Source organism: Jeotgalibaca ciconiae (assembly GCF_003955755.1).
Classification (GTDB): domain Bacteria; phylum Bacillota; class Bacilli; order Lactobacillales; family Aerococcaceae; genus Jeotgalibaca; species Jeotgalibaca ciconiae.
In genome coordinates, this window is the sequence record NZ_CP034465.1 from 725,403 (window position 1) to 737,808 (window position 12,406).

At 36.0% G+C, this 12,406-nt stretch carries 11 protein-coding genes; 4 read left to right on the forward strand and 7 right to left on the reverse strand.

Translation table 11 applies throughout. From position 1 onward, the window contains the following. Positions 1 to 5: 5 nt before the first annotated feature. The 4 genes from rplM to EJN90_RS03365 all read right to left on the reverse strand — a co-directional run bounded on the left by rplM (position 6) and on the right by EJN90_RS03365 (position 3,731). A complete protein-coding gene (gene rplM, locus EJN90_RS03350; protein ID WP_126108863.1) occupies positions 6 to 449 on the reverse strand; it encodes a 50S ribosomal protein L13 in 444 nt (147 codons plus the stop codon). A gap of 190 nt (positions 450 to 639) precedes the next feature. Further along, positions 640 to 1,473: a carbohydrate ABC transporter permease gene (locus tag EJN90_RS03355; protein WP_126108864.1), complete on the reverse strand. Its 834-nt coding sequence runs from the start codon at positions 1,471 to 1,473 to the stop codon at positions 640 to 642. A 3-nt stretch (positions 1,474 to 1,476) separates the two neighbouring features. Then, positions 1,477 to 2,391 carry a carbohydrate ABC transporter permease gene (locus EJN90_RS03360; RefSeq protein ID WP_227872568.1) on the reverse strand — a complete coding sequence of 305 codons (915 nt, stop codon included), beginning with the start codon at positions 2,389 to 2,391 and terminating at the stop codon, positions 1,477 to 1,479. Between the two features lie 23 nt (positions 2,392 to 2,414). Continuing rightward, positions 2,415 to 3,731 carry an ABC transporter substrate-binding protein gene (locus EJN90_RS03365; RefSeq protein WP_126108866.1) on the reverse strand — a complete coding sequence of 439 codons (1,317 nt, stop codon included), beginning with the start codon at positions 3,729 to 3,731 and terminating at the stop codon, positions 2,415 to 2,417. A gap of 283 nt (positions 3,732 to 4,014) precedes the next feature. Between EJN90_RS03365 and EJN90_RS03370 the strand changes: the two genes are divergently transcribed. The 4 genes from EJN90_RS03370 to EJN90_RS03385 all read left to right on the forward strand — a co-directional run bounded on the left by EJN90_RS03370 (position 4,015) and on the right by EJN90_RS03385 (position 8,252). Then, complete coding sequence (locus tag EJN90_RS03370) at positions 4,015 to 4,647, forward strand: DUF624 domain-containing protein (RefSeq protein WP_126108867.1); 633 nt, start codon at positions 4,015 to 4,017, stop codon at positions 4,645 to 4,647. Beyond that, complete coding sequence (locus tag EJN90_RS03375) at positions 4,644 to 6,392, forward strand: sensor histidine kinase (protein WP_126108868.1); 1,749 nt, start codon at positions 4,644 to 4,646, stop codon at positions 6,390 to 6,392. Before EJN90_RS03370 ends, EJN90_RS03375 begins: the two co-directional genes overlap by 4 nt. Before the next feature lie 2 nt (positions 6,393 to 6,394). Then, positions 6,395 to 7,852 (forward strand): response regulator, encoded by a 1,458-nt coding sequence (locus tag EJN90_RS03380; protein WP_164543992.1) that lies wholly within the window; start codon positions 6,395 to 6,397, stop codon positions 7,850 to 7,852. 88 nt (positions 7,853 to 7,940) lie between these two features. Further along, on the forward strand, positions 7,941 to 8,252 hold the full coding sequence (locus tag EJN90_RS03385) for a hypothetical protein (RefSeq protein ID WP_126108870.1): 312 nt from the start codon (positions 7,941 to 7,943) through the stop codon (positions 8,250 to 8,252). Positions 8,253 to 8,564: 312 nt separating this feature from the next. Here the strand turns inward: EJN90_RS03385 and EJN90_RS03390 are convergent, their stop codons facing one another. The 3 genes from EJN90_RS03390 to truA form a co-directional block, all read right to left on the reverse strand. Further along, entirely contained in the window at positions 8,565 to 10,556 is a 1,992-nt protein-coding gene (locus EJN90_RS03390; RefSeq protein ID WP_164543993.1) for a beta-galactosidase, read from the reverse strand. Positions 10,557 to 10,573: 17 nt separating this feature from the next. Further along, complete coding sequence (locus tag EJN90_RS03395) at positions 10,574 to 11,212, reverse strand: rhamnogalacturonan acetylesterase (protein WP_126108872.1); 639 nt, start codon at positions 11,210 to 11,212, stop codon at positions 10,574 to 10,576. Positions 11,213 to 11,528: 316 nt separating this feature from the next. Then, the gene (truA, locus tag EJN90_RS03400) at positions 11,529 to 12,338 is read right to left on the reverse strand and encodes a tRNA pseudouridine(38-40) synthase TruA (protein WP_126108873.1); all 810 of its coding nucleotides are present in this window, start codon (positions 12,336 to 12,338) and stop codon (positions 11,529 to 11,531) included. Positions 12,339 to 12,406: the final 68 nt, after the last annotated feature.

Consider the following 12,406-nt stretch of genomic DNA (forward strand, 5'->3'; position numbering starts at 1 on the left):
CCTCCTTAAATTAGGTTTGTGATGTCTAAAACTTCTGGTTGTTGTGCTGCATGTGGGTGAGTTTCTTCACCATATACGTGTAATTTTCTGAATTGTTGTGCACCTAAAGAGTTTTTAGGAAGCATTCCTTTGATAGAATACTCTAACAAACGACGAGAATTTTTCTCACGCAATTCGCCAGCAGAAACTTGTTTTAGTCCACCAATGAAACCTGAGTGGCGAGAATAGATTTTGTCTGATGCTTTTTTACCTGTTAATTTTACTTTGTCAGCGTTAATAATAATTACGAAGTCACCTGTATCCACATGTGGAGTGTAGGTTGGTTTGTTTTTTCCGCGTAGGATTGATGCTGCAATTGTTGATACTCGTCCTAAGGGAATATCAGTTGCATCGATCACGTACCATTTGCGTTCGATTTCGTTAGCTTTAGCCATGTATGTTGTACGCACGTTATTTCCTCCATATCTTATCTGAATGTTTGATCCATCTTGAGTTTCCGGGGCTCATTAGTGGGGCAAACAATACCGTCTTATATCTTACTCCATCAGACCCTATTTGTCAAATAAAAATCGTATTTTTTTGGATAAAAAACGTTCATCTTTTCTCTTTAAAAACAGAGTAAAAAATGAACGTTTTTTACTATTTCAATCCAGTTGTACTGATTCCCTGAACGATATATTTTTGGAACAAGAAGAAGACAATTAGTACTGGTGTCAGCGAAACAACTGACATAGCGAACATTGCTCCCCAGTTTGATGCACTTGATGAATCCAAGAATTGCTTCAAGGCAACAGAGACAGTATAGCTTTCTGGTCTTGTTAAGTAAAGCATTGGGCCTACCAGCTCTTCCCATCTCCAATAGAATGAGAAAATAGCAGTTGTTGCTAAAGATGGTTTCAACAATGGAATAATAACACGCAAGAAAATTTGGAATCGTCCACAGCCATCCATTTTAGCTGCTTCGTCAAGTTCAGTTGGAATCCCTTGAATAAATTGGACCATCATAAAAATAAAGAATGCTTGACCAAAATAGTATGGCGCCGTTACAGGTAAGATAGTATTGATCCAGCCTAATTGATTGAACCATAGATATTGCGGAACCATAATAATTTCGCTTGGCATCATCATTGTTACCAATACACAAGCGAACCAGAAGCCTTTTGTCTTAAATGGGATTCTAGCAAAGCCATAAGCAATAACTGCAGAAGAAACAACAGCTCCAGCTGTCGCAATCAGAGAAATACGCAATGAATTCATAATAAATTGAACAAAAGGAATTCCCCCAATTCCGTTGAAGCCATCTACAAAATTTTGAATCGTCCATGAACGCGGGAATAATTCTGTTGCTGTTTGGAAAATGTCAGAGTTTGGTTTAAACGAACTGAAAATTAACCAAAGAACGGGATACAGCATCAAAAGAGCCACAAGAAGGATGACCGTATTAAATAAAATATTTGCATGATTTTTCTTCATATGCTATTTCTCTCCATTCTCTGAGAATACCCAGTATTTAGATGTCACAAATAGAAGCAATGTAATCAGTCCGACAATCAGAATCAAGATCCAAGCTAATGCTGACGCATACCCCATCTTAAATTCACCAAATGCTTGTTGGTAGATATATAGGGCGTATACCAATGTTCCATTTCTGGGAGAACCTGTTCCATTAGAAATAATGTACGCAGGTGTAAAGGTCAAGAATGAGGAAATGGTCTGCATAACTAAGTTAAAGAAGATGATTGGCGACAATACAGGTAATGTAATGCTGAAAAATTGTCGTAATTTTCCTGCGCCATCAACTTCTGCTGCTTCGTACAGTTCATTCGGAATATTCTTTAATCCACCTAAAAATACCAACATAGAAGAACCAAATTGCCATCCAGCTAATAAGACTAAAATAAGAAGCGCTGTGAAAGGCTGTTTGAAGAAGTAAATGGGATCGAGTCCGATCGCTTCCAACACACCATTAATTAAACCTGTATCTCCAAAAATATTTCTCCACATTATCGAAACGGCTACACTTCCCCCAATTACTGATGGAATATAAAATAGTACACGGTATAATCCGGACAGTTTTGATGGGCGATTAATCAACATAGCAACAGCCAGTGCCACCGCTAAACGCAGCGGCACAGCCATTACAACATATTTTAATGTTACAGACAATGACGTTCTAAATTTATCATCACTAAACAATATTTGTTTAAAGTTGTCCCAGCCAACAAATTTAACGGGAGTCAACATATCATACTTATGAAAAGCAATAAAAAGTGAAATGGTCATTGGAACAATAATAAACATTAAAAATCCGATAATGAATGGGGAGATAAACAAGTATCCAGAAACCAAATCCTGTTTTGCAGTGGATAACTTTTTAAATGATTTTAACATGTTTTTCTCTCCTTCCTTTTTCATTATTCATAATTTTCTGCGAAAGAAGCTTCCATTTTTTCTACCAAGAAATCGTAAGCTTCCTCTGGTGTCATTGTTCCGTATGTCAGTTCGGCATAAACATCTTTAGCTGCTTGTGAGATTGTCGCAAATCCAATTGGAGGAACAGCGGAAGGTTCTCCTACATAATCTGCAATTTCATTTAGATAGTCGGCTGCTACTTTTTCTGTATCTGTTAGTTCATCATAGATAACATCCAAATTGGCAGTGTTCGCGGGAATACCTCTTTCTGTTCCCATAACTTTTGCTACTTCTTCATCGTTTACTAGAAAATCAATCAATTTAGCTGCTGCTTCACTATTCTTTGTTGTGTTTGCTGCTGAATAAAAGAAACTTGGTCGATAGTATAATGCTTTAGAATTCGTTGCACCATAAGGTAGATGTAATGAGATTTCTATCCCATCTGCTAAAGCATCATTTATTAGAGAAAATTGATTTTGCCATACTTGGTAAAATCCTGCTCCCCCTAACGCGAATGGATTCTCTTCAAATGATTTTACGTTTGATGCAACTTCTGCTGTCGAAACTGCTCCTGTTTCTGCTAAATTAGCGATTGATTCGAAGAATTCAAGAGCCGATTCTTTGCTGAAAGCAATCTCTGGTTTCCCATCTTCATTGTATTCGTAAAATTCCTCACCTTTTGTACGGAAGAAATATTGCATTAATACATAATTATCAATGACGTCAATAAAACCGTACTCTCCACTTCCATCCTTGACTTTTTGAATGGCTCCAGTGAAATCTCCATAGCTATAATCTTCCCAATTCAGCGAAACCCCTGCTTCTTCTAATAATGAGTCATTTGCCATTACACTCATGGCATTCATAGCTGGCCCAATTGCGTATGCTTGTCCATCTATACTCCCTGCATCTATGATTGTGTCAGGCAAGTTTGTAGTATCGATAATGCCATTTGAAACTGCATCTGTTAAATCTAACAATAAATTTTTATTTCCATACTCTCCTAGATAAGAATCGCCCATTTGAATCACGTCAGGTAGTTCTCCCGCTGCAGCTTTGGTTGCTAATTTTTTCCAATAGTCATCCCAAGCTGAGAACTCATAAGCAACTTCAATATCTGGGTTTTCTTCTTCGAATAACTCAATTGCTTTAATATAATTATTATGTCTTGTTTCTGAACCCCACCAAGCAAAAGTAATCTTCTGTTTCCCATCTGCAGTCGTTCCAGATTCGTCAGCAGAAGAATTGCCACATCCGACAAGTGCTGTTGTTAAAGCGACAGTTGCCAGCCCTAAACAAAGTTTTTTAAATAATTTCATGTTTTTCTCTCCTTTTCTTATAGCGCTTACAAATTATATGATACCCCTTCCAACTTTTATCTTGAATGAAAAATAACGATGTAAAATTTGAAAAAATCGACTTCTTTGTCTTTTTTGACAAGTTATTGAAGTTTTTGAAACTTTTATTCTGTTTCATCCTTGTTATGAATCCAGAATAAAATATAATAAATAGTAGGGAAAGCTCCACTTACTTTCATTCGCTCCAAAAAGTAAGCGCAATCAACACTTATCCATATAAAAAAGAAAGAGGATTGATTCATACATGACAATTCAATGGCGTAGTTTTTTAATGAAGTTTTTGTTTGCAATTACAAATATTGTTTATCTTAATATTTTATGGCTTCTATTTAGTCTGCTGGGACTGGTTATTTTTGGTTTTGCTCCGGCATCCGTTGCTTTGATAAAGAGTCTCGAAGGCTTTCATTTAGATGCTGATTACATCCCAATCAAAATATTTTTTACTTATTATAAAGAATCTTTCAAAAAAACAAACCAGCTGCAGCTCATTTATTTATCTGCAATTCTCTCACTATTTTTTAGTTCCCGAATTTTGATTACTTTGATGAATGTCACGGGGATTATTCCAATCTTCTACTTAACGGTTATGGTAATCTTAGTTTTCATGAATAGTATGTCTTTACAATCGTTTTTATTTTATCCCTATATGAAGATTATTGAACGCTTTAAATTGTCTCTATTTTTATTTATGCGTTACCCGCTCTCTTTTTTACCGATTATCTTCACAGGGATTGGTTGTTACACCATTATTTCTATAAAATCAGCCTTTTTTATTTTTATTGGCGCTTCTCTTCCCATTGCTATAATCGCTTATCTTCAGGGGAAAATATTCAATAAATTCATTGCTGACTTTCCTGATTTTGGAGTTTTACAATGACAAGGCTTGCAAACTATTGGAGAAAGCTGACTTATTCAAAGAAATTCAACTTTCTTTTCTATTTTATTTTTTCTCTATTTGTTTTGTTCGTTGTTGCAACCAATTTCATTTTTATTAGAGGACTTAGCAAACAAGAATACAAAAATAATCAAGATAATATTTTAACAATCGCCGATACTATTGATGAAGAATTTATCAGCTTGGAATTTTTTACTTATAAGGTCATTGATAATGCCCATATTCAATCTCTTTTGGCAAGACTCAATTTAGGAAATCTCCCCTTCCAGGAAGAGGTTCAGCTGAAAACAAAGCTTCGGGATGAAGTCTATACGCTAAGTTCTTATGAAAAGAATGTGAATAGTTTTTATTTGTTTGATGCAGAAAAAGAGAACTTAGAGAGTAACCTATTTTCCTCGATTATTTTTTTTGATGGTCTTACTTCTAGCGATATGATTAATCAGTTAGGGAACCAGCCCCAAAAAGGAAAATGGTTTTTATCGGAAGATGGAACGAGGGCAGTTCTTGCTCGAAATATTTTTTCTACTGATACATTGGATTTACTGGGGACTATTATTGTTTCATTAGATACTTCTTTTATTGTCAATACGATCCGTAATACCAGTCTTTACAGTTCGGATGACTATTTTATTATCAGCTATGAGGAAAAAAATTATCCTTTAGAAAATGATCTTCCAAAAATAGTGAAGGACTTTATTGAAAATACGGTATTTGTCAACAATAGCATTGAAACAATTGGTCATACTGATTATTTTATAGCTAGTGGTTCGTTTAATGACGGAAAAATGAATATCTCCGGTATGTTGCCCAAAAATAAAGTTCTGCAAAATATTATTCTTCTTGAAACAATCATTCTTTCCTTATTCTTTTTGTTAGTAGTTTCTATGATTGCTTTGTCCCAACATTTTATTCGTTCTTTAGTCAGTCCAATCAATCAACTAGCCAAAAAAATGTCTTCTTTTGACAAAGACAAGAATGATTTCCAGACGCTCATTGAAGAAAAAGATTCCACAATGAGTGAACGTCCAGATGAAATTGGCGCCCTATATTCGAATTTTGACGCCTTAATCACTGAAATAAATCAGTTAATCGAAGAAAATTACCAATCAAAAATCCTCTATCAAGAGATCCAGTTTCGAGCATTACAATCTCAGCTAGATCCGCACTTTTTATATAATACACTTGATTCCATTAATTGGTTGGCTGTCAATCAAGAAGCAATGGAGATTTCGGATATGGTTACTTCTCTGGCTACATTGTTTCGCAGAAAGTTGTCCAATACCAATCCATTGCATACCATCGCTGAAGAAATCGAGATCATTGATGCGTATCTAATGATCCAAAAATTCCGCTTTGGTGAACGACTTTGTTTTTCCTATCATATCGACGAAAAGATGACGGACTTTGTTATTCCGCGTCTTATTATCCAGCCATTAATCGAAAATTCTCTGAAATACGGACTAGAAAAAATGAATCAAGCTTGTTCGATTTCTTTAACTATTATTCCACTCGATGAAAAGCATATCAGCATTTCTGTTTTGGATAATGGTCCTGGTTTCTTGAATAGTCAGCACGATAAACGGAAATCAAGCGGTGTCGGAATCAAAAACATTCGCGAAAGAATTAAATTGTATTACGGAAAAAAGGCAGAACTCAACATTTCATCTGTAGCATATCAAGAAACTATTGTCTCTATTCTACTACCAGCCGACTTCACGGAGGTGTGACATTGAAAAAAATTATTGTTGTTGACGATGAGCAGTTCATTGCAAATAGCATCGCAAAACTGATTCAAAAATTTTGTGTAGATTTAGAAGTAGTCGATATTTTTTACTCAAGTGAACGTGCTTTGTCCTATATTGAAAATCATGACGTGGATATCGTTGTGACTGATATCCAAATGCCCGAAATAAATGGTCTGGAACTGATCAGTAGAATCAATAACATCAACTCTTCTATACAAATGATTATTGTAACTGGCTTTGGTACATTTAAATACGCAAAGCAAGCCATGGAATTAGGTGTTAAGTTTATTTTTCAAAAGCCCGTTAACCCTCTTGAGCTAACAAAAGCGCTTGAACATGTTGTGGAAGCATCCGAAAGATCAAAAAAAGTTCATTCGCTGTTTACAGCAGACCAATTGAACCATTACTTGACTAGCAACAGCCAAGAAAAGCCTAAGATCGACAATACATTCAGCTGGTTCATGATTGACACCATGCATACCGATATTTTTGATTCGCAATTTAAAAATTACTTTCCGGAACAAGAACTTATTTCTGGAACCATCCATGCCTACAGCTATTACTTAATTCATCATCCAGATACTTATAGTCAAGTAACAACATTTATAAATCAATTGACTGCGGAGGAAGGTCTGCTATTATACAAACATGATGTGGATATGACTTCTTTAAAAGAAATAACCGCTCAAGGAGAGAAAATGTTGAACTTGCAATTTTACTATCCTGAATTTCATGTCTTAGAAATCAACCATCATAACTACTTAGATGAAAATAAATATAAGAGACGCTTTGATTCTTTTCTTGGAAAAATGATTCATCTGATTGAGACCAAAGACATCACTCATTCAAAAGAACTCTTGAATCAATTCTTCACCGAGAATAAAGAATTGAATCAGCCCAAAAAAATTGTGTTAGCAGAAAGCCATTCATTGATTACGAAGCTGATTATTCATTTTAAATTACAAAATATAGAATCAATAACGGAAATTAATAAAAACATCTCTCTGGCCGTTTATTACCAAGATGTCCGCAAGCAAATTGAAACGATTATTGAACAAATTGAATTGGAGAAGATCGCCAATACTTCAGCTAATGATTTAGCTTCGAAAATTAATCAAATTATTGAAGAACACTACATGAATCCTGATTTATCCTTGCTATGGATTTCTAAGAATATTCTATTCTTCAATTCTGAATATCTAGGCAGAGAATACTCTCATCGAGTAGGTAAGAAATTCAATACAAAACTGACAGAGTATCGCATTGAGATGTCCAAGAAATTATTGATCGAAAACTATAAAGTTTATGAAGTTGCTAAGATGGTGGGATATGAAAATAATCCAGAATACTTCAATCTTGTATTCAAAAAACACATCGGAATTACCCCATTAAAATTTACAAAATTAAATCAAAATAAAACACCTGACGAATTGAGCGTTTGATTTTATTCATATATGACTATTTTGGAAAATTATTGTTTTTTCATGTTATGATTATTTAAAGAAAATTTTAAGCAAAAGAGGGATTCTTGTGTTCGAAAATAATTTTAATCTTGTTGCCTATTTTCTAGGATGCAGCTCGTTGTTTGGTGCCATGCAAAATCCGGAAACATCATCCATCTGGTGGTTACTTATTGGTTTATGTAGCATGATTTTATTTATTTTTAGTAATGAGAAGTTACCATTTTTAGGCGTTGATATTGTGAACTTGGTTGTATTAGCATTGCTTATTCAGCTGCTGCCTAATTATTTAGGATTCTATTTAAATGTTATTGTCATAGTCGCTCTATTCTTCCTCCTCTTTATTAAGAATAAACTTTATAAAAAATACGCTACTCAATAAAATGATCCTCCTTCTACATGAATAAAAATCTAATTACACCCTATACGAAAACCATCACCCTCAAGTTGTTTAGACTTAGAAGTGATGGTTTTTTTATATGGTTATCTATCTATAAGAAAAGCGGACAAGTCCGCCTTGACCTATGAAAAAATAGGAAATTTGACCCTGAATTGTCAGGAGACTTCACGCTTCAGCGTGTTAGTCGAATGATATGCGTTAGCGAGCAGCGAAGCGCGCAATGGGGCAAATTTATCTTTTTTTCACTAGGTCAGGACTTGGAAGCTAGACATTGATGGCTGAACTTATAATCCCCTAGTCTATAAAAACATAGTATTTATAGGGTGAAGCAGTGTGCTTGCCTTTGCCGAATGGTTGACCACTTATTATATCAACCATCTCTTTTTCTAAAACAAAATTGCTTTCTTCACCTGAAAAGTTAACAAGCCAATGTTGAATTGTACCGTCTTCATCTCGTCTTTCAAAGTCCAAGACGCTTGCCCCCGTCTGAACTGCCTCGTGCTTCAGTGATAGTTCTTCCACATATTTTTGAATAACAAGATGATTGAGTGATTGTTCTTCAGCATCCACAAGGTCTGCACCAATAAAAACAATCTTTCCTTTTCCTACTTGTTTTTCGAATAAGAATGCCAACCCTTCACCAAACTCATCACTATCAATCTTACCTAGTACTTTCGCTCCTGCTGCGCCACTCACAGCCGTAACCATATTTCGCAAGAATATTGTTTGTCCTTCAAATTTAGCCTTTATTTCAGTCTCCATAGAAGGAAACTGCATCATCCCTTCAACATTCAATATACGCCCCAGCTTCCCTAAGCCAGTATCCGTATACCACTGGTGTTCCTCTGTGCGGTCTCCCGACATCGGACCAATCAGCCAAATACCGCCCTTTTCAACAAATTCGAGCGCTCGATTTCTGAATGAATCTGAAATGTGATGCATGAAAGGCGTGCAAAGTAATTTTAATTGATCAAAAGAACTTTTTTCATTATACAAACTTGCCCGTTGTCCATTTTTTACAAAGTAGTCAAAATAATCCGTCAATGCTTTTCGATAATCCAGAGCACCGCCGTTTTCTTTATTTAAGAAAGATTTCGCGCGATCGGAATAGATGACTGCAATTTCTGGTTGAATGGCTCTTGATTTAAGTAATAAGTCTTTTGTTTTACTTAGAAGTTCTCCGATGTTTTGACTTGCTTGATAGCCAATGGTAGGTTCTCCCCAACTGCTCACTACGGAACCATGCGGCTGCTCGATGCCGCCTTTTTGTTGGCGGAATGGCCAAAATAAAAAGCCTTTTCCTTCTGATGCATAAGTAATAAAGCTTTCCGCTTCTACAAAGCCTTTTGGATGGATTTTGCGATACTCTTTAATATGACCAGGATAAGATGTGCTTGTCTCCATTAAAATATGGGCAGCAACGTCTTTTTTTATGTTTGGCCAGTAAGAGCTGTTCATTACGAAGGCTGTCGGAGTATCCACATAGGTATCGAAAGAAACAAAATCTAAATTTTCAAACAAGCCCACATTATCCAAGTCAAATGCAAAAGAAGAATTATGAGTAATCGGTATTGGCAATATTTGACGAATGGTGTCGGCTTGGTCTTTGGCAAAATCATTGATTAAATCATGTGTAAAACGTGTATAGGCTTCTTCTAAAGAAAGATTATGTAAGAAAGCAGTTTTTTTAGGGATAACAACTTGATCGAAACTCGTATATTCCTGGCTCCAAATCTTTGTCGTCCATTTTTCATTCAACAACTGGATATCCTGATATTCTTTTTCAAGCCACTTATGCCACTCATTCTTACAATTATTACAGTAACAAGGACCAACATGTGCTTTAAATTCATTATCCAGTTGAACCGCAATCACGTTGTCGTAATCTTTCAAGAATTCCGCCAGTTTTTCAGCATAAACTCTTGCACGATCACGGAAAAACGGATTATTCGTACATACATGTTGGCGAGCACCATGAATAAACGTCAAACCTTCGTTTGTTTGGTGCATCATGTTCGTTTCGCCGGCTGTCAGCCAAATCGGCGGCGTCATAGTTGGTGTACAAAGAATGGCATACATGTTTTGCTTTTCTAATTCTTTCAATGTATCTTCAAGTATTGTGAAATCAAACTGATCTTTTTTAGGCTCGAATGTAGACCATGCAAATTCGCCAATTCTCGCTGTATTCATGCCTATTTTTTTCATTTCGCTGATGTCTTTTTTAACAGTCTCCCATTTCCATAATTCTGGATATAGGGCTGCTCCATAGTAAATATCTCTTAACAACTCTATCGCTCCTATCGTTATTCGTGCAAGTATTTCTTTAATTCTTGGGCAACCCACTCAGCAATCAATCGGGCACCTGATTCCTTGAAGTGAGTATTGTCTTGATAACCCTGTGGATAATTTGCAAATTCTCCCGGCATCGTCCACATAAAATAATCCCTGTTTTTCTCTTCGCCATTTTCCTGATAACATCTTTTTGTATAATGGTGCAGTTGGATACAAGGCATTTGATTTTCTTCTGCTACTTTTTGAATAATAGTTGCCTCTTTTTCCAAAGTTGGAAAGAGTTGATTACGAAAAAAATTATTGCGCTCGGGCGGTGTTAAAAGTATGGGCTGCCCTTTTCTGTCTTTCACATCTAGGACCATCTTACTTAGATTTCGGTAAAAATCTTGGCTGTAAATTTTCTTTTCTGGTTTCTGGTCGTTATGTCCAAATTGAATGCAGACAATATCATTTTCCTCAATAAGACCGCAAACAGTTTCCCATCTGCCTTCTTCTCTAAAAGAAACCGTAGTAGATCCTCCCTTAGCAATGTTATTTACTTGGACATCTTCTTCTAGATAAGCAGATAAATACTGCCCCCATCCTGCCATAGGGGCTTCATGTTCAGGACAATTTGCAACTGTAGAATCGCCTGCCAGAATAATTTTCATAACTGTTTTCCTCCATTTAACTTTTTAGAAAACCCTTCCAAATGAAGGTACCACATTTAAAAATACTTATCAACACTTTCCAACGATAATATAAACAAATCCACAAAAAACCGCTAAGATTGTTTTCTAACATTCTTAGCGGTTATCTAATAGACTAGGGAATGATAAGTTCAGCCATCCGTGTCTAGCTCCCAAGTCATGACCTAATGAAAAAAAGATAAATTTGCCCCATTGCGCGCTTCGCTGCTCGCTAACGCATATCATTCGACTAACCCGCTGAAGCGTGAAGTCTCCTGACAATTCAGGGTCAAATTTCCTATTTTTTCATAGGCCAAGGCGGACTTGTCCGCTTTTCTAATTTTTCCAAAAATTGATTATCATAATACACTTCGACCAGATAGAGACCTTTTCCTGAAGCAGTCGGCCCTGCTTCATTGCGGTCCTTTACTTCAAAAAGGCGGTCAATTTCCTCGGGCTCTTTTAAGCCATCCGCAATTTGCAGACAGGTTCCAACAAAAATCCGTACCATATTATACAAGAAACCATTTCCCACAAAAGTAAAAACTAATTCATTTTTTTCTTCATCCATTTCATATTTCGCTTGATAAACGGTGCGCACTTTGTCTTCTTTAATCGTTTTTGTAGAACAAAAACTTGTGAAATCATGCTCCCCTACCAATTTATCCAATGCTTGTTGCAGTTTAACTAAATCGATTCGATAAGGATGGTGTAAAGTATACAGGCGTTTGAACGGATCAGCGAATCGATTTAAATCTACACGGTACATATACTTTTTCCCTTTTGCATGGAAGCGTGAATGAAATTCATCGGATACACGTTCTGTATGCTTGATCGAAATATCAGCTGGTAATAAACTGTTCAAAGCTCTTTGTAAATGAATGGGTTCGATATTTGCTGGACATTCAAAATGAATCACTTGACCTAGTGCATGTACGCCGGAATCCGTTCGTCCAGAGGCCTCAATCAGTATTTTTTGCCCTTTAAACATTTTCTTCAGCGCTTTTTGAATCACTTCCTGCACACTGATTCCATTCTTTTGAATTTGATAACCAACATAATTCGTTCCATCATACTGAATCATACACTTATATCGTTGTGTCGACATTCTTTCCCTCCTCTTAGGAAATTCTTTGGTCTCGAAAAAATAAATCATGATACTTATCAGGGAAAGAC

What these genes read in the sequence shown, in the direction of transcription:
- EJN90_RS03355 (WP_126108864.1), bottom strand. Translation starts at nt 1,473, where the DNA reads ATGAAGAAAAATCATGCAAATATTTTATTTAATACGGTCATCCTTCTT.
- EJN90_RS03360 (WP_227872568.1), bottom strand. Translation starts at nt 2,391, where the DNA reads ATGTTAAAATCATTTAAAAAGTTATCCACTGCAAAACAGGATTTGGTT.
- EJN90_RS03365 (WP_126108866.1), bottom strand. Translation starts at nt 3,731, where the DNA reads ATGAAATTATTTAAAAAACTTTGTTTAGGGCTGGCAACTGTCGCTTTA.
- EJN90_RS03370 (WP_126108867.1), top strand. Translation starts at nt 4,015, where the DNA reads ATGACAATTCAATGGCGTAGTTTTTTAATGAAGTTTTTGTTTGCAATT.
- EJN90_RS03375 (WP_126108868.1), top strand. Translation starts at nt 4,644, where the DNA reads ATGACAAGGCTTGCAAACTATTGGAGAAAGCTGACTTATTCAAAGAAA.
- EJN90_RS03395 (WP_126108872.1), bottom strand. Translation starts at nt 11,212, where the DNA reads ATGAAAATTATTCTGGCAGGCGATTCTACAGTTGCAAATTGTCCTGAA.
- truA (WP_126108873.1), bottom strand. Translation starts at nt 12,338, where the DNA reads ATGTCGACACAACGATATAAGTGTATGATTCAGTATGATGGAACGAAT.